Origin of the sequence: Streptomyces sp. R-07 (genome assembly GCF_049913175.1) — a bacterium.
In the GTDB taxonomy this organism is placed as follows: domain Bacteria; phylum Actinomycetota; class Actinomycetes; order Streptomycetales; family Streptomycetaceae; genus Streptomyces.
This window is the reverse complement of sequence record NZ_CP183978.1, coordinates 7885213-7909261: the sequence shown is the minus strand read 5'-3', so window position 1 is coordinate 7909261 and position 24049 is coordinate 7885213. Positions and strand designations below refer to the sequence as shown.

Here is a 24049-nt window from a genome sequence, read left to right as displayed (position 1 = left end):
TCGGCATCATCGACGTTTCCACCCTCTTTTAGTGCAGAGAAGGGTCTTCGCCTCCTGCGGCCAGGAGGCGTTCATCGAAGGCCACGTCCACGCGCTGAAAACCCTGGGAGGCGTCCCCCGCGGAAGGGTTCGTTACGACAACCTGAAGGCCGCGGTCTCCCGGGTGATCGGTCTGGGCCGGATGCGGGTGGAGGCCGAGCGCTGGACCCAGTTCCGCTCGCACTGGGGCGTCGACGCGTTCTATTGCCGGCCCGGGATCGATGGCGCCCACGAGAAGGGCGGAGTGGAGGGCCAGGTCGGGTACTTCCGGCGCAACCACTTCGTTCCCGTGCCCGTCGTCGAGTCGTTGGCCCAGCTCAACGCGATGGTCGACCAGTGGGACATTGACGACGAGGCCCGCCGGATCAGCTCCCGCCCCCACACGATCGGCGAGTACTTCCGCTCTGAACAGTCACGACTGAAACCTCTGCCGGAGGAGCCGTTCGAAACGGGCCGCTGGTTCACCCCGCGAGTGGACCGCTACAGCCAGGTCACAGTCCGCTCCAACCGCTACTCGGTCCCCGTCAGGCTGATCGGCCAGTCGGTCCGGGTGCTCCTCAACGCCAACGACCTCATCGTCTACGACGGCCGGAATGAAGTCGCCCGGCACGAGCGCCTCAGCACCAGAGGCGGCTCCCAACTGGTCTTGGACCAGTACCTCGAAGCTCTCATCCGCAAGCGGGGGCCTTCCCCGGCTCGATCGCACTGGAGCAGGCCCGTTCGGCCGGCAGGTTCACCCCCGTCCATGACAACTGGTGGGCCGCGGTCCGGTCAGCTCATGGGGACGCCGAAGGCACCCGGGCACTGATCCAGGTGCTGCTTCTGGGGCGCCATATGCGCCACGAGCACGTGGTCGCCGGCCTGGCAGAGGCCTTCCGGGCCGGCGCTCTGACGGCGGACGCGGTCGCGCTGGAGGCCCGCAGGGCCGCCGACGGCGACGCCCCCGCGCCCCAGGCTCCCGCACCCGAGGTGCCTGCCCCACCCGTCGAGGAGCACGCGACGGTGACCTTCCTCGCCGACTACCGGCTGACCCATCTGCCGCCTGACACCCGGCCTCTGCCCTCGGTGGCCGCCTACGACCAACTAATCAACCGCCGCCGGACCGTCGGCCAGGGCACCAGCCAGGGAGAAGCCACATGACCGTCCCCCGCCAGCGCGAACTCACTGAAGAAGCTGCTACCACCGCGATCGACCAGGCATGCCGCATGCTGCGGCTGCCCACCATCCGAAGCCAGTTTCCCGACCTCGCGGCCGCGGCCTCCCGAGAGCAGATGTCCTACAGGGGCTTCTTGGCCGAGCTCCTGATGTCCGAGTGCGACGATCGGGCCCGGCGCAGGTCCGAGCGTCGGATCAAGGCCGCAGCCTTTCCCCGCGACAAGTCCTTGCGGGCCTTCGACTTCGACGCCAACCCGAACGTCGACCCGGCGGCCATCCACACGCTGGCCAAGTGCGAATGGGTCCGCAAAAGCCAGCCGCTCTGCCTGATCGGAGACTCCGGAACCGGCAAGTCCCACCTGCTGATCGCGCTGGGCACCGCGGCTGCGATGAAGGGCTACCGAGTCCGCCACACCCTTGCCACGAAGCTCGTGAACGAGCTCGTCGAGGCAGCCGACGAGAAGCAGCCGACCAAGACGATCGCCCGCTACGGCCGCGTCGACCTGCTCTGCATCGACGAACTCGGCTACATGGAACTCGACCGCCGCGGCGCCGAACTCCTCTTCCAGGTTCTGACCGAACGCGAGGAAAGGAACAGCGTGGCCATCGCTTCGAACGAATCGTTCGGAGGGTGGACCAAGACCTTCACCGACCCCCGGCTCTGCGCGGCCATCGTCGACCGCCTGACCTTCGGCGGCAACATCATCCAGACGGGCACCGAGTCCTACCGCCTCGCACACACCAAGGCTCAGACGGACTCAGTCGCGAGCTGAAGAGCAGGATCAGCCGAACCGGGTCATCACGCTGGCGGATTCTCGTCTGGACCGTCGGCATCGAAGGACGCAGCAGACGTGAGGCCCTCCACGAATGCTCTGAAGTCCGCAGCCAGGGTGAGTTCCGACTTCCCGTCCGCGTCGAACCACGCTACCGACGGCTCACCCTGCCGGCCGCAGACCCGATAGTCGAGTGCGATCCAGCAATGCCCATCGCCCGAGAGCAAGACGAGCGGGGACGGCAGTCCCCACTCTTTCACCAAGTAGGGCGAGTCCAGCAACGACTGATCATCGTGACGGCCGATGCCCATCACCATGTCGAGCGGGACATGGTCCTCGCTCCATGAAGTCGGCACATCAGTCGGGAACGCGTCCCATCGGTCCGCCACCAGGCCGCCGTTCTGGCCCCGAAGCAGCTCCAGGAACGAGGACGGCAAACGAACCCCCAACTCAACCTCAGCGTCCCGGACCGCCACGTCGGTCAACGGCGGCTGAACTCCATAGAGGCCGTCGCCCCAGAACGTCGCTTTAACCTCATTGAATCGCGCCACAAACGCATCCTACGGCCCATCCGGACGGGCGATCGAACGTCTGGACGACTTCAAAACGCGTCGATATTCAAGGCTCCCAGGCACCTCGAGTGACACCTCAACTCATCGACAAACGCCTCCCACAGCCATTGGCATAGCCAGGCGGACCTGGCGGCGACCGCCGCCAGCGCGATGCGATGCTCCCCCAACGACGTGGACACCTGGCACGGTAGCTGGGCGTCGAAACCCGGTGGCCGTAGCCACGTGCGGGGGGGCAGTGGCCACCTGCAGCGTGAGGCAAGATGCTCTCACGTGGCGATTTCCGCTGCCGCGTTCGTTCAGTCAAGGGGGCAGCGGTGTCCGGTGGCGGGGCCACGCATGCGTTCGACTGGTTCAGCATCCGTTCGTGGGCTGGCAGTCAGGATCGTGCCTTCGAGAAGCTGTGCTTTCAGCTGCGGGGCGCTGCCCCGCCTGGGTGGGTGACGGTCAAGACCGCTGCGCCCGACGGGGGTGTGGAGTGGTACGACAAGGCCTCTGATGGGCGGTGCCACGGCCACCAGGTCAAATTCGTTCATGACGTCCAGCGGCTATTGCCCCTCGCTTGCGAGAGCGTCGCAGCGGTGGGCCGAAACCGCGGGGTGCGGAACGTCGTCCGACTGACGTTCTGGGTCCCGTTCGACCTGCCTGACCCGGCACACAAGGTCAAGGGCAGGCCGGTACGAGGGGGCCAGACAGCGCTGGAACGACGAGGTCGCCAAGTGGAAGCGCGATTTGCCTGGCGTTGGGGACATCGACATCGACCTATTGGATGGTGGCCACCTGCTGGAGCACTTGTTGGAACCGGGCAACGAAGGGCGTCAGTGGTTCTTCTTCGAGCAGCGTGCGCTGGGCTCGGAGTGGCTGCGTGAGCGACACCGAGTTGCAGAGCACACCGCCCACGACCGCTACACCCCCCAGCATCATGTGGCGTTGCCGATCGCATCAGTCATCGACGGCTGCGCCTTGTCATCGACGTTCCGTGCGCGCCTGGAAGCGTGTGCGCAGGATCTCGTGGACGCTATGCCTGGAGTGCCCTCGCTGACACGAGTCCTACCTGCCGGGCTGTATGAAGCGGGCAGAGCACCATTCAACGAGCTGTACGCGCAGATGTCCGACGCGGTTGCCGAGGCGACCGAAGGTGCCCTTGATTTGCTCTCGGTAGTACGCGAGGTTGGCCCGGGGTGGATGCCGGCCTCGGCAATGGCCAATGCGGCTGCGCACGTGGCCCGACTTCTGTCAATGGCTCAGGAGGCGGGCCGACAGATGCAGGATATGTCCAACGAGGCAGCACATTCGGCGACCCCCCGAGGAGAAGGAGGCCGGCTCCCGACGTTGGTCGCGAGAGGACACCTCATCCATTGACGGAGCGCGGCGGCGGGCGGAGCAACTGCGGACGTTCTGTCTCAACGACGCGGCCCGAGCAGCTGAAGGTGGGCGCTTGGTGCTGCTGGGCGAGGCGGGACAGGGCAAGACCCATCTTCTGGTGGATGCCACCCGTCGTGCGCTGGAACAAGGGCGCCCCTCGCTGACGATCTTCGCTGAACAGTTGTCGGCTGTGGACCCTTTGACGCAGATTGCCCAGCAGTTGGGGCTCGGGGCGCTTCCACACGAGGTCCTACTGCAGGCAATGGATGCTGCGGGCGCGGCAAGCGACGCGCGCTTCACGCTGTTTATCGATGCGCTCAACGACCAACGACGACCGGATTGTCCGCGCCATGCTGGATCAGCACAGAGAAGATCTAGAGCCGGCGAAGGCATCGGGTGTCTTGCAGGCCGGATCGGCATTGCGGGCGTGGCTGGCCGGCGCCTCGGGCAACCTCATCGACGCCGCCACCGTCCTCCTGCCGGAGATCACTGGCCATGAACTGATCGACCTGCTTGCTCAAGGGGAGGAGGCAAACGAAGAGGGACGTCCTCACAGCCATGCCTACACGCTTTACCGAAGCGTGGTCCACACACTAGCTCGGCTTCTTCTAGAGGCAGGACTTGAGGCGTCTGACCAGCCGAAACATGCGTCAGGCCCCCTCTCGGCATGGGACGGGATCGCCAGTCGAAACGCACCCTCACTCCCGATGCAACCCACCGGCATCCCGTACGAGCACCGGGGGTATGGCACCGACCTCGCAGCCCTCGCAGCTCGGCGTTTCAGAGAGTGAATCTCATGGACACCGCCGTCATCGGTCCACGCTTTGCCGACGGCACACCCCGCCTCAGGTTCAAGAGACCCCACCCGTCAACAGGTAGACGACACTGCGAATTCTGCAGGTGAACCTCAATCGTCGTCCCCGCCGGCGGCAACGACAAGGACGCCCGGGGACGCGCGGTTCCGGGACGTCTCTTCCCCGGGCAGGGAACCAGCGGCCGGGATCCGGACCGCGTCCGACCGCCTCGCGCCGCTTCTGCGCGACGCGGCGGCTCCACCCCCCCTCCCCCGGTCCCCGCTGCAACCAAAACGAGATGCCTGCGCCTGAGATCGTCGGGCCGCCTACTGCTCGTTTCGGAATGCCGTCCTGCGGAGAGTCAGGCCGCAGGCCATCTCCAACAAGTCCTGGTGGAGATCGGCGCGTCGTTCGTACCGGGTACGGAGGCGTTTGAACTGGTGCAGCCGGGCGAAGGCGCGCTCGGCCACCCAGCGCACCTTGCCCGGTCCGGAACCGTGGCCCCCGCCGCGTCGGGCGATCATGGGTTCGAGTGGTCCTCGCTGACTCCGCCGACGAGCGCGGTGGGGCAGCGGGGCCGAGGGGATCCAGGCCTCCGCGTGCTGTCGAGGAGGCGGCGCGTCCCGCCCTGTGCCACGTTGCCGCTCACGGGCCGAGGATGTCCCTCAGTTGGGCGCGCCCCGTGATGCCGAGCTTCGGGAAGATCTTGTGCAGGTGGAAGCCGATGGTGCGAGGGGACAGATAGAGCCGGGCACCGATGTCCCGGTTCGTCAGGCCCTCCGCGGCCAGTTGGGCGATCTGCAGCTCCTGTGGCGTCAGGCCGGCCACCGCCTCCGGTGCCCTGGAGTCCGCCACGGACACGCCCGCCGCCCTGAGCTCGGCGATGGAGCGTGCGATCCAGGGCCGTGCGTCGAGCCGTTCGAAGATCTCCAGGGCGGTGCTGAGCAGGGGGCGCGCCTCCGCGGCCCTTCGGTGGCGGCGCAGCCACTCGCCGAAGTCCAGCAGTGTGCAGGCGTGTTCGAAAGGCCATCGTGCGCTCGCCGGGTCGGCGAGCGCCGTGCGGAAGTGCGGCTCCGCGCCGTCGGGCTCACTCAACAGGGCCGAGGCACGGGACACGATGGCGTCCAGGCGGGCGGAGCGGGTTGTACCCAGGGATCGCTCGGCGGCGCGGAGCACGGCTCGGGCGTCGTTCGTCTGGCCGGCGCGAACGGCGGCCGCCGCGAGGTCGGCGAGGTAGTAGAACGAGGCGTGGTGGTGCACGGGGGCGGGGTGGAAGTCCTGGGTGAAGGCGCGGCGGAGGTGCTCGTACGCCGTCGTGTGGTCGCCCTCGGCGAGCGCCGCCATGCCGAGCGCGTGGCAATGACGGACGTAGAGGCTGCGGGACTTGCGCAGGTCGGTGCCGCGTACGGCGTCGGCGGCCTGTGCCCGGGCGCCCGCATGGTCGCCGCGGGCGGCTCGCAGCGTGGACTGGAGGATCAGCGATCCCACGGACACGTTGTCGGCCCCCGCCTCGGCAGCCAGGCCGAAGGCGTCTTCGGCCATCGACTGGGCCGCCGTCCAGGCTCCGCTCTCGAACAGTGCGAGTCCGAGCGCCTGTGCGACCGTGCAGTTGGTGCCGGCCGTCGCGGCGCGGAGGTGATGGTCCACGGCCTGGCCGAGGAGGCGCACGGCGGTCTCGCTCTCGTCCAGGATCCAGGCGGTGGCGCCGAGCACGACGAGGTCGGGGAGTGAGGCCTCCCGCAGGATGTCGACCTTGTGGTTCAGGTGCTCCAGCGCCGCCTCCCGGCCTGCGAACGGCTGGCTGACGAGTTGTGTCCAGAGACTGTCGCTCCTGTCGGGCCGCGGCGCGATCAGGGTGCGGATGCGCTCGAGTTCCGTACGGTAGAAGGGGTCGCCGGAGTTGTAGGCAGGAGTGGACGCCGTACCCAGGGCGTCGAGTGCCAGCTCGGGTGCCGCGGCGGCCATGGATTCGGCCACGGGCAGCAGGAATCCGAGCGCGTCGTCATGCCGGAGCGTCACGGCCAGTGACCAGCCGCCGCGCAGGGAGGCCTCGGCGAGCTTCTGGGGGTCGTCCGTCAGCGTGGCGACGCGGGCCGCGATGTCGCCGACCCACTGCGGGTATCCGGCGTACATGGCGGCGGCGGAGGCCGCGAGCAGTCGCCCGGCACGGTGCTCGCAGTCCGGGGTGAGTTCCGCGGCACGTTCCCACGCTGTGGCCGCGGCCGCGTATCCGCCGCGGCGCCGGGAGCGTTCGGCACTCTCCGCCAGGGCGTCGGCGACCGCTTCGTCCGGCCCGAGTGCGGCGGCGGCGAGGTGCCAGGCCCGACGGTCGGGTTCGTGGGCGAGCGCCGCGGCGAGCGCCAGATGGGCCTCGCGACGGTCGGCGAAGGAGGCGGCCTGGTAGATCGCGACGCGGACCAGCGGATGACGCAGCCGGATGTCGCCGCTCTCGACCCGTACGAGACCCGCCTGCTCGGCCGGCCGCCACACTTCCGGCTCGTCCAGGCCCGGGGCCGCGTGCAGGACGTCGGAGAGCCGGTCCGTGCCGGCGGCTGCCGCCAGGAGCAACGCACGCCGGGTGGGTTCCGGAAGGTCGGGCAGGCCGGCGGCGAACAGGCGCTCGAGTCGCGCGGTGAGGGGGAGCGAGTCGATCGAGTCGGAACCAGGGTCCCCCGCTTCATCGGCGTAGGCCCGCGCGAGTTCGATGAGCGCCAGCGGGTTCCCGGACGCCTGCTCGAGGATCCGCGCGCGGGCCTTGCCGCGCGGCGGGCGCGGCTGCTCGTCCAGCAGGAGGCCCGCCTCGGCCCGGTCCAAGGGCTCTGCCGTCAGATGGGGGAAGTCGCGGTCGAAGCGCACGGGCACTGCTTCTTCCCGGGCGGCCAGCAAGAGGGCGATGCGTTCGCCTTCGAGGCGCCGTGCGACGAACGCCAGCACGTCCAGCGAGCCGACGTCCAGCCATTGGGCGTCGTCGACGACGATGAACACCGGTCGTTCCGTCGCCGCTTCCGAAAGGAGTGTCAGCACCCCGGTCCTGATCACGAGCGGGTCGGGCGTCTGCTGTTCGTCACCGTCGTCCTCGCCGAACGCGTGCCGCAGGGCGTTGCGCTGACGCGCGGGGAGACGTTCGGCGTCGCGGAGAACCGGGCGCAGCAGCTGATGCGCTCCCGCGAGGTCGAGGCCAAGCTCGCCCTCGCAACCCCGAACCCGGAGCACGCGGCGGCCACGTGCCTCGGCCTCGGCGGCGGCGTGGTCCAGCAGCGTGCTCTTGCCGGTCCCGGGCTCACCGGTCAGCACGAGCACCTTCGGGCCAGGGCCGTCCGCGGCGTCGACCAGCTTCCCGATCCACTCCAGTTCGCGATCCCTGCCCCGGATGCCGCGCGTGCGTGCGTCTATGGAGCCGACGTCCATGCTCTCCCTTGTCCGTCCCACGGCCGACCGGTCCGCCCAGTGGACCGTGATGGCCGCGAACTGCCTGTTCACAGCGTTGGGGGCCATCCTGCCAGGCCCTCCTTCGGCATGACTGGTCACATGACAGAAGCAGCCGGGACGGGGCTCCTGGCAGGATCTCCGCAGGGGCGGGAACGAGCGCCCCGTACGGGGAATCGGAGTGCGATGACGGAGTTCGAAGCAGGTGGCACAGCGGTGCCGATCGGCCGCGAGAAGGAGGCCCACCGGATCCTGCGGTGCCTCGACGAACCTTCCGGTCCGCCTCGGTCTCTGCTCGTGCTCGGGGAGACCGGCACGGGAAAGTCCCAGTTGCTGCGGTTCGCCGCGGAGACGGCCGCGGCGCGTCGGATCCGGGTCCTGTCGGTGCGGGGCTGGGACGCCGAGGAGCCGCAGGCCTTCGTCTCGCTGCGTCGGCTGCTCCTGCCGGTGCTCGATACGACGGAGACTCTGTGGGAGGACCGGTGGCCCGCGCTCCGAACCGCCTTCGCACCGGGTGCGGGCACCGGTCCGCGGGAGCGACATGCGGCCTGTGCCGACGTCCTGACCCTCATGAGCCGTCTCGCTCGGGCGAACCCGCTGCTGGTGACGGTGGACGATGTGCAGGACTGCGACCGTAACTCCCTGGACGTCCTCTTCTCCGTGCAGCAGCAGCTCACCCACCAGGGCGTGACCATGCTGTTCAGCGCGCACGGCGAGACTCCCCCGGCCGCGGTCCCCGGGGATCTCCCCGTCGTACGGCTCGGTCCGTTGTCCCCCGTGGCGGCGGCCCGGCTCCTGGACGCGCAGCCCGAAGCCCCCGGGGGACGGCTCCGACTGGAGCTGCTCCGGCAGGCAGAAGGCAATCCGCTGGCGATCGTCGAGCTGAACCGGACGACACGCACCGGTACCGGATCGCCGCCGGTCGCCGCCGAAGCGGGCCGGACCATACGGATCCCGCGGATGTTCGCCGCGCGTCTGGACGCACTTCCGGAGAACACGCAGCGTGCGCTGCTCTACGCCGCGGCCGCGCTGCGGGAGGAGGAGCTTCCCACCGTGATGGCCGCCTTGGGCACCGACGACCTCACCGTATGGGCCCCGGCGGAGAAGGCCGGTCTGATCGGCATCGCCGACGGCCACCTCGCGTTCGGCAACCCGCTGATGCGCACGGCGGCGTTCCACCGGCAGTCCGCGAAGCTGCGGCAGCAGGCACACCGGGATCTGGCGGCGGCACGGGGGCAGAACCCGGCACGCCGGGCCTGGCATCTGGCCGCCGCGGCGGTCGGCCCCGACGAGGCGGTGGCTTCCGCCCTGGAGGAGGCCACCGCCGTACAGGCCCGGCTGGCGGGAGACCCCTTCGTCTCGGCTCAGGCTCTGGAGCAGGCGGCGCGGCTGAGCGGGAGCGACGAGGACCGGTCTCGTCGCCTCGCCGCGGCCATGGTGGCGGCGAGCGACCTCGGGGATGCGGACTGGGTCCGCGACCTCTACACGGAGTTCTCCCGGCTGAACCGCGACCCGGAGCTGCGCTGTATCGCGGCCTGTGCCATGGGAAGCGCACTGGCACTGCTGTCGTTCCAGCGGGAAGCCTTCGGCCTCCTGCTCGACGTGTGGCGCCACTCGCCCCCGCGCACGCCCACCGCCTCGTTCGCGCTCACCGCGCTCGCGACGGCGATCGCCCACCAGTCAGGGCTGCCCGAGCACCGGCGGGAGCTGCCGGGCATGCTCGACCACGCCCGGCGGACCGCCCACGGGACACCGCAGTCACGAGACGAGCACGCCGAGCCCACCACACCCGCACGGCGCACCGAACCCGGGGCCCGAGGCGTGTTTCCCGAGCTCGCCGGACCCCGGGTCCTGGCGGCCCTGGAGACCTATGTGTCGGTGGGCGTCGACCCCGACGCCCACGCCGGCCCGGCCCGCCGGGCGCCCGTCCAGCTCGACGGACCGCTCGACGGACCGGGTGCGCTGACCCGTCTGCTGGCCGGCGCATCAGTGGCCTACTACACCGACGAGTCGGAGTCGTGTGCCGAGATGTACCGGCGGGCGCGCACCCAGCACGATGCGCCCGGAGCCTGGGGCCCCCGGGTCTGGAGTCTGCCGGCCCAGGTGGACACCCTCATCGCCATGGGTCGGTGGCCGGAGGCCCAGGCCCTGATCGGGGAAGGGCTCTCCGACGCCGTCGTCCACCGATTGCCCCGAGTCGACATGGATCTCCAGGCCCTGGAGGTGACGCTGCGCGCGCTGCGCGGCGACAGTGTGCCGGACATCCCCTTCACCGGCCCCCACTGGTGCTCCGTCAACCTGGGTGAGAACCGCGCCACCCGGGCCAGGATGCTGCGCGCCTGCGGCCTGACCGCGCTGGCCCGCGGTGACGCGGACCGCGCGTTCCACCACTTGCGAGCCTTGTTCCGGGAAGACGGCTCGCCCTTCGCTCCCTTCTTGTCCGCGCGCTCCGTCGGCGAACTGGCCGCCGCCGCACAGCGCGTCGGCCGGCAGGAGGAAGCGGCGCGCGTCCTCGGTGAGGTGCGGAGAAGCCAGGGTGACCGGCCGACGACCCGAATGACCCTCCTGATGCATCACGCGGCTGCTCTCGTCGACGAGGACGCGGATCCCGAGCACCATTTCCGGCTCGCCCTGGTCAACCCCGAGGGAGACACCTGGCCCCTGGAGCGGGCCCAGGCCCGTCTGCACTACGCGATCTGGCTGCGTCGGCGCAGGAGGTCCGTGGAGGCCCGCGCCCAACTGACCGCGGTACTGGAGGTCGCGGCCCGGCTCGACGCCCGGGCCCTCGCCGACGCGGCGCGCGGCGAGCTGCGCGCGGCGGGAGTGGCGGATGCCTCCGCCTGGGGCGACGGGCTGGCCGAACTCACGGCCCAGCAGGAGCAGATCGCCCGGCTCGCCGCACGCGGCCTGTCGAACCGCGAGATCGGCGAGCGGCTGTTCCTTTCACCGCGTACCGTGAGCTCGCACCTCTACAACGTCTATCCCAAGCTCGGCATCAGCAGCCGCCACCAACTTCGGGACCTCCTGCACGACAGCTGACGTGCCACGAACCAACATCCAGCGGGGCACGAGCGAGAGGCAAGACCGAATGCAGCCGGACCCCGGTGCCGACGATCGGGAGCCGCGCGCCGAGCCGCCGTCGCCCGTGATTCTCGATCCGCTCGTACGACGGCTCGTCGACGCCTCGGCGGTGCCTCCCTTTTTCCACGAGCTCGAACCCGACACCGCCCGGCAGGCGTTGCGGGAGTCCCAGGTCGATCGGGTCGAGGACTTCGAGGTGGACGCCACCTTCCACGCGGCGCCCGTGGGCCCCTCGGGTCTCGTGGGCTTCTGGATCTTCCGGCCGACCGGTGTCACGGGCCCGCCACCCACCGTGCTCTACGTCCACGGGGGCCGCTGGATGCTGGGCGACGGGCAGACCCACGCGTGGCTCGTCAGCGAACTGGTGCGCCGGGCGGCCGTGGCGGCCGTGGTCCCCGAGTACAGCCGCACGCCCGAAGCCCGCTATCCCGTCGCCCTCGAGGAGTGCTACGCGCTGCTGAGCTGGACGGTGCGGCATGCGGCGGCGTTCGGACTCGACGCCGACCGTCTCGCGGTCGCCGGCGACTGCGCGGGGGCGACGCTTGCCACGGCGCTCACGCTGGTGGCGAAGGAGCGCGGGGGTCCGGGAATCCGCGCCCAGCTCCTGTACTACCCGCTCACCGACGCCCGCTGTGACAGCCCGTCGCAGCGGCAGTTCGCCACGGGGTATCCGCTCCCCCGGGAAGCCGTGCGCGCGTACTGGCGTCAGTACGTCGTCGATCCCCGGCAGTGGAACGAGCCGACGGCGGCCCCCCTGCGGGCGAGCTCAGCCGAACTGGCGGGGCTGCCACCGGCGTTGGTCGTCACGGCGGAGGCCGACGTGACGCGGGACGAGGCGGAGGAGTACGCGAACCGGCTGCGTCGTGCCGGCGTCGCCGCGATCGCCACCCGATTCCAGGGCACGGTTCACGACTTCGCTTCACTGACCGCGCTGCGGACCAGTCCGCCGACGCTGGCGGCGGTGCGGCTGGGTGGCGAGTTCCTGCGCGCTCATCTCACATGAGGGCGGCTGTCGGGCGCACCCCCGCGGCCATCGGCACTCGGATCGCCGTGAGACGGAAGTCGTCCGAATGTTCCCTCCGGTTGGGCAGACCGGAGTCGGAACAAGTGAAGGGGCCGGGCTGGACGAGGGCCTCCCGTCCGTCCTGGCTGAGCCGCGCGGTGCCTCGCTGCTGCAGGGTGCGAGCGGAAGCTGTGACGCAACGTGTCGACGAAGGGGGTCGTTGCCCCTCGGCGCATGGGGGAGTGCCGTGCAGCGCACGACGATGGCGGCACTGCCCAGGCGTTCGTTCCTGAGCAAGCCCCCGTGCGCCGACGCGCACAAAGTGGCGCCTTTTCCCCTCTAGTTTCGGCGGGCGGCAAGAGCCGGTGAACCCGAGGGAGGGAGATGAGCGTGGACGAGCAGGCCGACGTGGTCGTGCTGGGCCTGGGACACACGGGCGGATACATCATGAGGGCCTTGTCGGAGGCCGGCCTGGATGTGGTGTGCATCGGGCCCCGGCTTGTCGTCGGCGAGCGCGGGCACTCGGGACACATCGACGATGCGATGACGCCCGGGGCCGGATACCTCCTGTCGGCATCAAGGCCGACTGCTCCCTTCGCCCTGGGAGCGGGCTGGGCCACCGGCCGAAGCCGTACTGTCGACGGCGTCCGGGGCCGGGCCACCGGCGACCGTGTCGATCGAACAGCCGCCGACCTCCTGGCAGTGAAGCGCGGCAGGTTCGTGCACGGCAAGGGGCGGCTCACCGGGCCGTACCAGGTGTCGGTCGGCGAGCGCACCTTCCACGCCCGGCGAGGTGTCGTCCTGGCCACCGGCGCGCAGCCTCGGCTTCCCGCCGTACGGGGGCTGTCCGGGACGCCGTACTGGACCGACGAGAACGCGCTGGCGGCCATGGAGTTGCCTGCGTCGTTGATCGTGCTGGGCACCAGTGGGCTCGGCGTGGAGACGGCTCAGCTCTTCGCGCGCTTCCGGTGTGCCGTCACCGTCGTGGAGCGGCAGCCTCGGCTGCTGTCGTGGGAGGAGCCCGAGGCGAGCACCTTGACCGAGAGGGCTCTGCTGCGGGACGGCGTCACCGTCCTCACCTCCACCGGGGCCTCGGAGGTCGCCTACGACGGCACGGGCTTCACGGTCCACCTCGACGGCGGAACGGAACCGCTGCGTGCCGAGCGGATGCTCGTGACCACGGAGCGGCAAGCCGACCTGACGGGGCTGGGGCTCGACACGGCGGGGCTTGTCGCTTCCTCTGCGGTGGTGCCCACGGACGGGCAGATGCGTGCCGGGAGAGGACTTTGGGCGGTCGGTGACGTCACGGGCCGGGGCCTCTCGTCCGATGTCGCCCTGTACCAGGCCGAGGTCGCCGTCCGGGACATCCTGGGGTGGCCCGGTCCTGACACCGACTACCGGAGGCTGGCCCGCCTGGTCTATACCGATCCCGAGATCGCCGCCGTGGGCCTCACGGAGCGGCAGGCGCGGAACCAGCGGCTGCGGGTGCGCACGAGCCTGCTGCCGATCAACTCTTCCGACCGTCGCGGACCTCAGGGCCGACGGCGTGAGGGCTTCGTCAAGCTGGTCGAGGACGCCGACCGCGGCGTACTCGTCGGAGCGACCTCCGCGGGACCGGCGGGAGCGGAGGTGCTGTACGCGCTGAACGTCGCTGTCCATGCAGAGATGTCGGTCGAACGCCTGCGGCACGCGGTCCCTGCTTGTGTTCCCTTTCACCGGACGGTGGAAGCTGCGCTGGGGGGCCTCCGTTGAGTCGTCCTTCTTCTGTGAACCTGCGGCGGCCGGGGCGAGGGCTCGGAGGAATCCGGGGCCGCAGCATGCCGGGCCGCAACCCTGGTGAACCGCACAGGACGGCCACGTCGCTGGAACTCCTCTTCGACCTCTGCTTCGTGATCGCGGTGGCCCAGGCCTCCGCCGGCCTGAGCACGGCGGTGACGGAGGGGCACTACACCACCGGCAACCTGCGATTCGCCGTGGTCTTCTTCGCGATCTGGTGGGCGTGGATGAACTTCACGTGGTTCGCCTCCGCCTATGACCCGGACGACGTTCCCTACCGCTTGTGGGTGCTGGTCCAGATCACGGGTTCCCTCATCCTCGCGGCTGGCATCCCGTCGGCTTCCGAGACCGGTGATCTGACGGTCGTCACATGGGGATACGTCGTCCTGCGCACGGCTCTGGCCGTCCTGTGGCTGCGGGTGGCCCGATCGGATCCGCGCGGACGCCGGACGGCCCTGCGGTTCGTCGTCGGAGTGGCGGGCTGTCAGATGGGGTGGGTCTGCACGCTCCTCCTTCCGGGCGCGGCCCGTCTTCCGGTCATCGTGGTGCTGATCGCCGCCGAGGTCGCGGTGCCGGTGTGGGCGCAGTCCGCCGGGATGACTCCGTGGCATCCTCACCACATCGCCGAGCGGTACGAGCTCTTCGTCCTCATCGTGCTCGGCGAGTCCGTCGCGGCCGCCTCGGAAGCGGTTCGCGACGCCTTCGGGCGGAACCACAACGCAGCCGCGCTGTACCTGTTGGCAGGTGGTGGGCTGCTCATCGTCTTCGGCATGTGGTGGCTGTACTTCGCCAAGCCCGCTCACACCCTGCTCGCCACGACGCATCAGGGTCATCGCAAGAGGTTCACCTGGGCATACGGCCATTACCTGATCTTCGCCGCGGCGGCTGCCGAAGGGGCCGGCCTGGCGGCGTACACCGAGCTGGTCACCCACCACTCCGTCGACCCGTTCTCGCCGTCGGTGTCAGGTGCCGCGATCACCCTGCCCTTGGCGGTCTTCCTGATCACCGTATGGACCGTCCATGTGCGGCCGCATCCCCACGGCCGGGTCGAGCGCTTCGCCTTTCCCGCGGGGACGTTCGCCGTTCTGGCGGCCGCCTGGTCCCCCGCGCCGGCCTTGACGGCCGGCCTGTTCACGGCAGCTCTGGTCACCGCCGTCACCTTGGCCGACAAGACCAACCGCGTCCGACGCTGAAGGGGAACATCCCGGCAAGGACGGAACCGCGCGGACGAACCGGGTTCGTCCGCGCGGCTGGTTCCGCTCGGTATCAGCTTCTGGCCCGCACCGCCTTGCGCATGGCGACGCCGGCGCGCTTTCCGCGAAAGCGGCCGCGTGGTCGTTTTCCCCTGGGTCAGGCGCAGTGCAGGGCGACGTGCAGAGTGTCGGCGGCCAGTGTGATGGCGGCCTCGGCGGCGTGGGTCCCGCGCAGGGCGTCGAGCATCACGAAGTCGTGGATGATGCCCTGGAAGCGCACGGCGACGACGGGAACGCCGGCCGCACGGAGCTTGCCCGCGTATGCCTCGCCTTCGTCCCGGAGCACGTCGGCTTCCGCCGTGACCACCAGGGCGGGAGGGAGGTCCGCGAGCTGAGCGATGGTCGCCCGCAGGGGGGATGCCGTGATCTGCCCGCGTTCCGCCTCGTCCGTCGTGTACTGGTCCCAGAACCACCGCATGCCGTCGCGGCGCAGGAAGTAGCCCTCGGCGAACTGGTGGTACGAGCCGGTGTCGAAGCCGGCGTCGGTGACCGGGTAGAACAACACCTGCTGCACCAGCGGAACGCCACCGCGCTCCTTGGCCATCAGCGTCAGCGCGGCGGCCATGTTGCCGCCGACCGAGTCGCCCGCGACCGCCATGCGGCCGGCGTCCAGGCCCTTCGTCGCTCCCTGCTCCACGACCCACCGGGCCACCGCGAAGTTCTGCTCGATGGCGACCGGGTAGCGGGCCTCGGGCGAGAGGTCGTACTCGGGGAAGACCACCGCGGCATCGGCGCCGACGGCGAGCTCGCGGACCAGGCGATCGTGCGTGTGGGCGTTGCCGAACACCCAGCCCGCGCCGTGGATGTAGAGGATCACCGGGAGCGGGTCCGTGGTGTCGGCCGGTTTGACGATCCGCGCACGGACGCTGCCCGTCGGCCCGCCCGGGACGGTGATCCACTCCTCGTCGACGGACGGCTTGTCGACCGGGCCGGACTGGACTTCGTCGACGGCCTTGCGGCCTTCCGCGGGAGGAAGGTCGAACAGATAGGGCGGGTTGGCGGTGGCCTCGGCGAAGGCGGCTGCCGCGGGTTCCAGCACCGGCTGAGCGGGCTCGACTGCATCGGACACGAGGGCTCCAGGGGGTCAGGTCATGCCGGCACTCCCGGCACGGTGGGCCGGACGCCGCCTACGGCGCCCGGAGACACTTTCCCCGACGCTATTTCCTTCGATCACCATCATTTCTCCGGGAGCGCACTGGTCCTTTCCCCGCCGTGCACTCGTCGCCGGGGCTTCGTGTCCTGGACGTCGTCGCGTCGTGGTCCGAGCATCTCGCTCAGCACAGCGTCCGACTCACCCTCACCGACCGGCGCCACGAGGACCGGGCCCGCCTTCTCCTCGTCCCCGGCACCCGCCCGGACGTCACCCACGCGTTCGACACGTCCAGAGGTCCTGTCGTTCGGAGGACGTCCCCGGGCCCCGTGGAAATCGACCCCGCCACTGACCCACAGCAACCGAAAGGACCATCAAGACCGACACACCCACCACGCCGACCGTCGAACGCGTCGACGCCCGGCACCGCTACGAGATCCGCGTCGACGGAGAGCGGCCGGCTTGACCGGCTATCGTGACCGCGGCCGGCAGCGGATCTTCTTCCACACGGAGATCGACCCGGCGTACGCGGGCCGGGGCCTGGCCGGACAGCTGATCCGGCAGGCGCTCGGCGACGTGCGTTCGTCGGGCCGGCGCATCGTGCCCGTCTGCCCCTTCGTGGCAGCCCACCCGTCGAAGCACGACACGTACGACGACCTCACCGACCCCGTGACCCCGGAGGTCCTTCAGTGGCTGGACACGGAACTGAAGCGCGCGACGAGCCGGTCGTAGGACGGCGCGTGCGGGCCCGTGTCCGTGGCCGGCCCGCACGGGCATGAGCGACCCCGCACAGCGGACGTGCTGACGGACACGAGTGAGGGGCGGCGCCGCAGATCGGCGCCGCCCCTCACGTGTCCGGTGACGATCGGCTGTCAGGAGGCCAGGGCCTGCCACTCCCGAGGGGACATCCCGTACGCGTCCTTGAAGGTACGGCTGAAGTGCGCCGGGCTGCTGAAGCCCCAGCGGTGCGCCACCGCCGCCACGGTGGTCCGCCGGTTCGGGGTCCGGCTCAGATCCCACTTGCAGGAGTCGAGTCTCCGCCGCCTCACCCACTGGCTCACCGTGATGCCGTCGTCCTGGAACAGCTTGTGCAGGTAGCGCACGGATATCCGGTTGGCTCGCGCGATGGACTGTGGTGACAGGTCCGGGTCCTTCAGGTGCTCGTCGACGTAAGTCTTGATCCGGTCGAGGATCTCGCTGCCCGGGGACGTCTGGTCCGGGATGTCCTCCTCCGCCTCGGTCTGCAGGAGCTCCATGACGAGGACGACGAGCAGATCCGCGGCGCTGCGTGTCAGCTGGCCGATCATTCTCGTTCCGTGGGCCTCCGCCTCGGTGGCCAGTGTGATCAGCAGGTCCGATACGAGCGCTCCCACGCCCTCACCACCCGGCACGGTCATGCCCGTGACGCGGTCCAGGTCCGCTTCCGAGAGCGCCAGGTGGCGGCGGGGCAGGCGGAGGACCGTCATCCGGCAGTCGGCGGTGAACCGCGGAGAGCGGTGCCGGGCCGGATCGCAGAAGACGAGGTCACCCGGTCTGAGCCGGAGCTCGTCTCCGTGTCCGGTGGTCGCGACCGAGTCGTCGAACACTCTCCCCAGGTGGAGGAATTCGCGGTCGCCTGCGGCCGGCAGTTCGGAGACGATCTGGATGTGACCCGTGGGCGTGGTCATCGGAGCTTCTCCGCTCGGGGAAAGAGGGCGGTATGGAAGGCCGGCGCGGCACGTCGGCGGCGCGCGTCTTCGCAGGCCGCGCCTTGCCCTTGACGTACCGGAGGCACCCCCGGCCGGCGGTCCGTGGCTTCGAGGACCAGTAGGGCGATAGGCATGGTGTCTTCCCAGGTGACAGTGCATGTGGCCGTCAGAGGCCTCGTGTCTTCACTCTGCCAAGAGCCCGTTCCGAAGGCATCAGTAACTTGACTGTGGATTACTGACGCCAGCACCACTCGACGGCCGCGCGCGGCGTGAGGCAGCCGTACTCGAACTGCTCTCGGGACTCGGTGTCGCAGTCCGGGTCGGTCGCCGGGGCCACCGTGCGGGTGCGGAACCGCACCACGACGTATGCGGAGGCGCGAAGGAAGCGCCTCCGCACTGCTCCTCACCACGTCGGGTCACGCGTCCTCGAAGAGACCGCGGAGCTGATTGCGGCTGCTGACGCCCAGCTTCGGATAGACCTGGTAGAGGTGGGAACTGACGGTGCGGGGCGACGGCCTCAGCCGCTCGGCGATCTCCTTGTTGCGCAGTCCCTGGGCCGCCAACCGCACGATCTCGCGTGGCTGGGCGGTCAGCTCCGTCAGCGGGCCGGCCAGGGCAGGCCCGCTGGGCGCGCCGCTGGCCCGCAGCTCCACTTGGGTCTCCTCCGCCAGCGCCGCCGCGCCGAGCCGGGTGAACGACTCCAGCGCTGTGGTCAGGAGAGGACGGGCCCCCCGAGGACGCCGCTTCCTGCGCAGCCACTGCGCGTAGTGCAGCCTGGCCTGCGCCCCGGGCGGCCGCGGCCGTGCCGGCTGCCCGCAGGAGGCGTACGTGGGTGGCCCGGTTCTCCGCCATCGCCACAGCGCTCCAGGCGGGGTCGGCCGGCGTGTCGACGGGGCGGCCACGCAGGGCGGCCAGGGTCGCCCGGAGCGCCGAGACGTCGATCTCGATGTGCCTCAGTTTGTAGACGGCCGCCACGGTCGCGGCCTCGTCCAGCTGCTCCTCGGTCTCCGCCCACCGTCCGGTGTCCATCAGCGCCTAGGCCGGCGCGGCCCGCAAGACCCTGGTGGGGCCCACGGAGCCGTACGCGGTGAGCACGGTGCAGGCGCGCTGGTAGTACTTCCACGCAGAGCTCCGACTCGTCCGCGTACCAGGCGAGCCCGCCCATCGCGAGCACGAGGGGCATGTGTCCCGCCTGTGCGGAGGAGCCATGGGCGGTCGGCCACCGGCTCATCCGCTGCCGCAGCAGTTCGGCTGCCTTGGTCGGGTCCGCACCGGCCAGGGTCCCGGCCCGCTCGGCGCCGACCGCGCTGGCCGTCTTCAGTTCGGTGCAGGTCGTGTCACCCGCACCGGTGCCGATCAGATCGGCGAGGGCTACAAGGGGACGTCTGGCCTCGGGCAGGCCCGACTGGAAGGCGACGGCGTGGAGCATGGACGTCAACGCCAGCACGGGCTGCGCGTCCGCGCTCCGCCACTGAACGGAACGGGCGCCGCCGGGCCGGGCCGGTGGAACGCGAAAGCGCCCCGCGAGGCCGGACGGCCTTGCGGGGCGCTGTCTGCCGCTCGGGCGACGGCCTCGGAGCGGGGAGAGGCGGCGATCGGGTCAGTGACCGAAGCGAACGGTCCGGGCGGCGCGCAGGATCAGGTCGGCGACCGGCCCGGGATCGCTGACGGACACCGCGTGCGGGGCGCGGACGGTGACGGTGCGGGCGCGGGCACGCTCCGCCATCCACCGCTCGGCGGCCGGCGGGATGTTCCGGTCCTCGCTCGCGACGAGGTACCAGCTCGGGATCTTCGTCCACGCCGCGGCCTTGGCGGGCTCCTGGAGCGCGGCAACGGTGATCGGTCGCTGCCCCGCGGCCATGACCTGCGCGGTTCGGACGGGGACGCCGGCCGCGAACTGCTCGCGGAACAGGTCCTTCTTGATGACCAGTTCCTCACCCTGCCCGCCGTCGGGCAGCGGGTAGTACCGGGTGGCAGTGGCCTGTCCCAGAGTGCTGCCGGGGAACATGCCCGTGAGCTGCAGGGCGCTCTCGCCGACCTCGGGCACGAAGGCGGCGATGTATACCAGGGCCTTGACTTGAGGAGCGTCGGCCGCGGCCTGGCTGATGACCGCCCCGCCATAGGAGTGCCCGACCAGGACGATCGGGCCGGCGACGCTGTCCAGGACGCTGCGGATGTAGGCGGCGTCGCTCGTCAGTCCGCGCAGGGGCAGAGCCGGTGCCAGCACGCGCAGGCCGTGCCTCTGGAGGCGCTCGACCACACCGCTCCAACTGGAGGCGTCGGCGAACGCGCCGTGGATCAGGACGACGGTGGGGCTCTCCGGGTGGTGGTGCGGTCCGCGGGGACGGCCGGCCGCCGTCGCCGGCACGGGGTTGGTGAGTCCCGTGGCACCCAGTGTGGCGACGCCGGCCAGGAGGGTCGCCGTCACGGCACGGCGTGAGAAAAGTGAGTTCATCGTTCGCTCTCTGCGGAGGGGAAGGGCCGCCAGGGGGCGGCGGGGTGGGCGGGCGTGGTCCGTGACGGGTGCCTCAGGCGGAGGTGGCCCGGATGGCGTCCTCGATCAGCTCGACGACGCTCTCGGGCCGGGAGAGCATGACCAGGTGCGAGGAGTCGACCTCGACGGTGGTCATGCCGGCGCGCTGGTAGCCGTAGCGCTGGACGTCCGGGTTGATGGTGTGGTCGGAAGAGGCGACCAGTCCCCAGGAGGGCTTCGTCTTCCAGGCGGCGGCCGGGGCGGTGTCCGCGAACGCCTGGGCGGCGAGCGGGCGCTGGGAGACGGCGAGGACCTCGGTCAGGCGGCGGTCGACGTCGGCCGCGAAGATCGGCGGGAACTTGTCGGGCTGAACCGACACGTCGGTGCCGGTCCCCACCGGGCCTTCGAGCGGGAAGGGGGTGTAGACGAGTGCGGCGGCGAGGTCGGAGTCCGGGAAACGACCCTGCAGTTCACCGAGACTCTCGCCCTTCTCCAGGGCGTAACCGGCGAGGTAGACCAGCGCCTGGACGTTGTCCTCGTTGCCGGCGACCGTGATGACGGCGCCTCCGTACGAGTGGCCCACCAGGACGACGGGGCCGGGGATCTGCCGGACGACGGAGGCGATGTAGGCGGCGTCGCCGATCAGGCTCCGGTTGGGAACGGCCGGCGCGACCACGTCCAGGCCGCGGGCGATGAGCCGCGGGATCACCTGCGCGTAGCTGGAGGCGTCGGCGAACGCGCCGTGGACGAGGACGACGGTCGGCTTGGGGGAACGGGACATGGGCGAACTCCTCTTGATGTCATGATCTGTGTGCGGGGCGGCGGACTTCCGCTTCAGGAGGTGCCGCGCGGGCGCCGGTGCGCCGCGACGACGGGCATGACCGGTCCACGGCCGCCCCGGCGGGGGGTACGCGGTCCGCTGCATTTCGTTTGCGGAGCACGTAAGGCGAAATGCCGCCGGCACACGAGGAACGGTAATACCGGACGGCGAGGGGCACTTGTCTGTCAGCGCCCTGATCGTGTTCTGTCCGTGCCCATCAGCCGCGTACCGGGCGGCCGTGTCCGGTCGTGTTCACGGCACAGGTACCCGGCTCTCCGGCGCGCGTCGGACAGAAGTGCTTTCCTGGGCAAAGCCCCATGCACGCCTCGACAAACCCCCTTGCCACCGCGGCCCTAGGCTCACGATCGGAATACGCGTCCGTACTATTTCGGGGGGCCATCATGGAACAGAGTCTCAGCGCGGTCGCATGCGCGGTCACGGCATACGTCAGTACCCCGAACGGGCCACGGCTGCCCCTTCCTGCGGAGCTCCACTACGGGGTCCTCGACCCCTATGCCGTCCGGCTTTCCCTCATGTCGCCCGTGCAGCCGCCCGTCACTTGGGTCTTCGCCCGTGAACTGCTCATCGAAGGGACCATGCGTCCCACCGGGTCCGGCGATGTCCTCGTGGTTCCCGGGGATGGGCACCATTCCCGCTCCTTGCGCGTCATCCTCAGGAATTCGACCGGAACCGCGCTGATCGATCTGGAGGCCGCGAGGGTGGCGCTATTTCTTCAGCAGACGTTCGATCTGGTTCCGGTCGGGACGGAGAGCAATCATCTGGATCTCGACGGGGCCATTCATGCGCTCACGGGAAGAACCCACTGACCGTCGTTCCGGCCATAGGGCCGGAACGACCGGCCGCGGCAGGGACGGCTCGGTCTTCCAGGAGTGGTCGCGTGCGTTCCGATGCTCCCGGTCGGCCGCTTTCTCGCTTCCCGAGCCCGACGGCCTCCCCAGTGCCCGATCCCGCGGGTGCGGGCACCGCGCGATGGTCCTTCGCCCGGGAGCTCCTCCAGTCGGCCTGCACCTGCCGTCCGGAGAGGGCGACGTACGCGTCTGGCCGCCGTGCCGCTGTAACAACAGGCCCGACGTACGGCTCCTTCTCGGGGCCGGTACCGGCACGGTTCTGCTGGACGTCCCCGTTCGGCCGCTGAGCGAGTGGCTGATACGCACGTGGGAGGCCGTCCCGCCCGGGAAGGAGAGCGCGTGGATCGACTGGGACGCCATCCTGGAGAAGCTCCTCGACGACCGCTGATCTCTCTCCCCCACCCCCCCCGGCAGGCAGATCCTGTCGGCCGTACGGATGGATCGACCGAGGTCCCGCTCCGCCAGTGCGCCCCTTCCGGCGCGCAGCGGGCGGGACCTTCCTGGTGCACCATGCCGGCCGCCGGCCCGGCCGGAGATCGTCCACTGCCCCCGCTCGGGGGACGGTGGAACGGGGAGGCCGCGGCGCCCGTCGATAGAGGCGCCATCGGGGCCAACGGGCAGAAACTTCTGCCTGTACTTCTGCCTGGGCCCCCTGTCCAACGACTGTTTGACTGTTCCTGCGAGCGAGAAACCGCAGGTCAGAGCAGCAATACACGGCCCGCGTCGTCGACACGGTGCCGACCGGCCCTGTCGGCTTCTGCCCCGCTTCTTGGAGAAGCACTGCCCCTCGAGCCTCCTCGCAGACGTCCTCATGACCTGTCCCGAAGGGAGGCCCACGTGAGCGTGGTGCTGTCGACCGACTCCGTGCCCGACCGGGAGAAGGTGGCGTATTGGAACGAGGTGGTGAGCAGGACGCTCGTGCCGATGTCCGTGACTCCTCGGAGCACCGGACCGTTCGACGGCAGAATCGCCACCCACCGCATCGGGTACCTCCAGGTCTCGACCGTTGAAGCCGACGCGAAGCGGGTCAGCCGCACACCGGCGCTCATCACCCCGTCGTCCGAGGCACTGGTGGCGGTCGGGGTCCAGGTGTCGGGCACGGCCACCTTCGTGCAGGACGGCCGGATGGCGGAAATGAGCGAAGGCGACCTGGTGGTGTACGAGACGGCACGGCCGTACTCCTTCGACTACCCACAGCGGTTCGCCACGCACGTCTTCCAGTTGCCCCGGCGCAGCGTGGCCGTGCCGGACAGCGACATCCGCCGGATCACGGGCAGCCCCATCGCCACGAGCGGCGGCGTCGGGGCGATGCTCTTCCTCTTCCTGTCCGCGCTCGCCTCCCTGGCCGGCGGCCACCCCCCACTCCTCGGGCACAGGCTGGCCGACGACTTCGTCGACCTGCTCAGCACCCTGATCACCGAGCGGACGCGACCGAACGGCACGGATCCGAACACCGGCGGCGAGGCCCTGCTGTCGCGGGTCCGCGAGCACATCGAGCGCAATCTGGGTGCCCCGGACCTGTCGCCGGAGAGCATCGCCCAGGCACACGGCATGTCGGTGCGCTACCTCCACCGCCTCTTCGAAGGCGAGGAGACCACCGTCTGCCGACTCATCCAGCGACGACGCCTGGAGGAATGCAGCCGGGAACTGGCACGCCGCGGCAGGGCGACCCCCACCGTGGCGGCGGTCGCCCACCGGTGGGGCTTCACCAGCCCCGCCCACTTCAGCAGGGTGTTCCGCGCCGCCTACGGCGTCCCCCCTCGCGAGTGGCGCGCACTGCACACCCCCCAGCGCCAGGGCTTCACGGCGCCGGCCCCGGTGACCGACCGCACGGGACACCTCAGCGGTTCCCAGCTGGAGAGCAAGTGAACGCCC

Annotated in this window: 21 protein-coding genes and 1 pseudogene; 13 read left to right on the top strand and 9 right to left on the bottom strand. The window is 70.3% G+C overall.

Annotation, left to right across the window (positions count from 1 at the left end; genetic code table 11):
* The first annotated feature begins 31 nt into the window (after positions 1-31).
* The 3 genes from ACN9M0_RS36120 to istB are packed head-to-tail and all read left to right on the top strand — an operon-like array spanning position 32 to position 1967.
* A complete protein-coding gene (locus ACN9M0_RS36120; RefSeq protein ID WP_366040931.1) occupies positions 32-847 on the top strand; it encodes a Mu transposase domain-containing protein in 816 nt (271 codons plus the stop codon).
* A 26-nt stretch (positions 848-873) separates the two neighbouring features.
* Positions 874-1179 (top strand): hypothetical protein, encoded by a 306-nt coding sequence (locus ACN9M0_RS36115; protein WP_366040932.1) that lies wholly within the window; start codon positions 874-876, stop codon positions 1177-1179.
* Entirely contained in the window at positions 1176-1967 is a 792-nt protein-coding gene (gene istB / locus ACN9M0_RS36110) for an IS21-like element helper ATPase IstB (RefSeq protein WP_426404980.1), read from the top strand. The genes ACN9M0_RS36115 and istB overlap by 4 nt, the downstream gene beginning before the upstream one ends.
* A gap of 26 nt (positions 1968-1993) precedes the next feature.
* On the opposite strand, the gene ACN9M0_RS36105 is transcribed toward istB, so the two are convergent.
* Positions 1994-2518 (bottom strand): SMI1/KNR4 family protein, encoded by a 525-nt coding sequence (locus ACN9M0_RS36105; protein WP_366040934.1) that lies wholly within the window; start codon positions 2516-2518, stop codon positions 1994-1996.
* Between the two features lie 750 nt (positions 2519-3268).
* On the opposite strand from ACN9M0_RS36105, the gene ACN9M0_RS36100 reads away from it, so the two are divergent.
* Positions 3269-3898 (top strand): hypothetical protein, encoded by a 630-nt coding sequence (locus tag ACN9M0_RS36100; protein WP_426404979.1) that lies wholly within the window; start codon positions 3269-3271, stop codon positions 3896-3898.
* A gap of 76 nt (positions 3899-3974) precedes the next feature.
* Positions 3975-4400 carry a hypothetical protein gene (locus ACN9M0_RS36095; RefSeq protein WP_366040936.1) on the top strand — a complete coding sequence of 142 codons (426 nt, stop codon included), beginning with the start codon at positions 3975-3977 and terminating at the stop codon, positions 4398-4400.
* A gap of 621 nt (positions 4401-5021) precedes the next feature.
* On the opposite strand, the gene ACN9M0_RS36090 is transcribed toward ACN9M0_RS36095, so the two are convergent.
* Both ACN9M0_RS36090 and ACN9M0_RS36085 read right to left on the bottom strand, forming a co-directional pair.
* Entirely contained in the window at positions 5022-5219 is a 198-nt protein-coding gene (locus tag ACN9M0_RS36090) for a transposase (RefSeq protein ID WP_426404978.1), read from the bottom strand.
* Positions 5220-5340: 121 nt separating this feature from the next.
* On the bottom strand, positions 5341-8190 hold the full coding sequence (locus ACN9M0_RS36085) for an AAA family ATPase (RefSeq protein ID WP_426404977.1): 2850 nt from the start codon (positions 8188-8190) through the stop codon (positions 5341-5343).
* A gap of 117 nt (positions 8191-8307) precedes the next feature.
* Here ACN9M0_RS36085 and ACN9M0_RS36080 point away from each other — a divergent pair, with 117 nt between their 5' ends.
* The 4 genes from ACN9M0_RS36080 to ACN9M0_RS36065 all read left to right on the top strand — a co-directional run bounded on the left by ACN9M0_RS36080 (position 8308) and on the right by ACN9M0_RS36065 (position 15174).
* Positions 8308-11160 (top strand): AAA family ATPase, encoded by a 2853-nt coding sequence (locus tag ACN9M0_RS36080; RefSeq protein WP_426404976.1) that lies wholly within the window; start codon positions 8308-8310, stop codon positions 11158-11160.
* A gap of 49 nt (positions 11161-11209) precedes the next feature.
* Complete coding sequence (locus tag ACN9M0_RS36075) at positions 11210-12205, top strand: alpha/beta hydrolase (protein WP_426404975.1); 996 nt, start codon at positions 11210-11212, stop codon at positions 12203-12205.
* A 384-nt stretch (positions 12206-12589) separates the two neighbouring features.
* Positions 12590-13957 (top strand): FAD-dependent oxidoreductase, encoded by a 1368-nt coding sequence (locus ACN9M0_RS36070; protein ID WP_426404974.1) that lies wholly within the window; start codon positions 12590-12592, stop codon positions 13955-13957.
* A gap of 65 nt (positions 13958-14022) precedes the next feature.
* Positions 14023-15174 (top strand): low temperature requirement protein A, encoded by a 1152-nt coding sequence (locus ACN9M0_RS36065; protein ID WP_426404973.1) that lies wholly within the window; start codon positions 14023-14025, stop codon positions 15172-15174.
* A gap of 157 nt (positions 15175-15331) precedes the next feature.
* On the opposite strand, the gene ACN9M0_RS36060 is transcribed toward ACN9M0_RS36065, so the two are convergent.
* Positions 15332-16303 (bottom strand): alpha/beta hydrolase, encoded by a 972-nt coding sequence (locus tag ACN9M0_RS36060; RefSeq protein WP_366040942.1) that lies wholly within the window; start codon positions 16301-16303, stop codon positions 15332-15334.
* 394 nt (positions 16304-16697) lie between these two features.
* Here ACN9M0_RS36060 and ACN9M0_RS36055 point away from each other — a divergent pair.
* Positions 16698-17056, top strand: a pseudogene (locus tag ACN9M0_RS36055) (GNAT family N-acetyltransferase).
* A gap of 140 nt (positions 17057-17196) precedes the next feature.
* Here ACN9M0_RS36055 and ACN9M0_RS36050 read toward each other — a convergent pair.
* From ACN9M0_RS36050 to ACN9M0_RS36030, 5 genes are all read right to left on the bottom strand, one after another.
* Positions 17197-17991, bottom strand: a complete 795-nt coding sequence (locus ACN9M0_RS36050) for a helix-turn-helix domain-containing protein (RefSeq protein ID WP_366040943.1) — start codon at positions 17989-17991, stop codon at positions 17197-17199.
* Positions 17992-18244: 253 nt separating this feature from the next.
* Entirely contained in the window at positions 18245-18409 is a 165-nt protein-coding gene (locus ACN9M0_RS36045; RefSeq protein WP_366040944.1) for a hypothetical protein, read from the bottom strand.
* Between the two features lie 19 nt (positions 18410-18428).
* Positions 18429-18665, bottom strand: coding sequence for a helix-turn-helix domain-containing protein (locus ACN9M0_RS36040; protein ID WP_426404972.1), 237 nt, complete (start codon positions 18663-18665; stop codon positions 18429-18431).
* Positions 18666-19612: 947 nt separating this feature from the next.
* Positions 19613-20467: an alpha/beta fold hydrolase gene (locus ACN9M0_RS36035; protein ID WP_366040946.1), complete on the bottom strand. Its 855-nt coding sequence runs from the start codon at positions 20465-20467 to the stop codon at positions 19613-19615.
* Between the two features lie 73 nt (positions 20468-20540).
* A complete protein-coding gene (locus ACN9M0_RS36030) occupies positions 20541-21266 on the bottom strand; it encodes an alpha/beta fold hydrolase (RefSeq protein WP_426404971.1) in 726 nt (241 codons plus the stop codon).
* 440 nt (positions 21267-21706) lie between these two features.
* Here ACN9M0_RS36030 and ACN9M0_RS36025 point away from each other — a divergent pair, with 440 nt between their 5' ends.
* The 3 genes from ACN9M0_RS36025 (at position 21707) to ACN9M0_RS36015 (ending at position 24043) form a co-directional block, all read left to right on the top strand.
* Complete coding sequence (locus ACN9M0_RS36025; RefSeq protein ID WP_366040948.1) at positions 21707-22132, top strand: SsgA family sporulation/cell division regulator; 426 nt, start codon at positions 21707-21709, stop codon at positions 22130-22132.
* A gap of 163 nt (positions 22133-22295) precedes the next feature.
* Entirely contained in the window at positions 22296-22562 is a 267-nt protein-coding gene (locus ACN9M0_RS36020; protein ID WP_426404970.1) for an SsgA family sporulation/cell division regulator, read from the top strand.
* A gap of 449 nt (positions 22563-23011) precedes the next feature.
* A complete protein-coding gene (locus tag ACN9M0_RS36015; protein WP_426404969.1) occupies positions 23012-24043 on the top strand; it encodes a helix-turn-helix domain-containing protein in 1032 nt (343 codons plus the stop codon).
* The last annotated feature ends 6 nt before the right edge of the window (positions 24044-24049 follow it).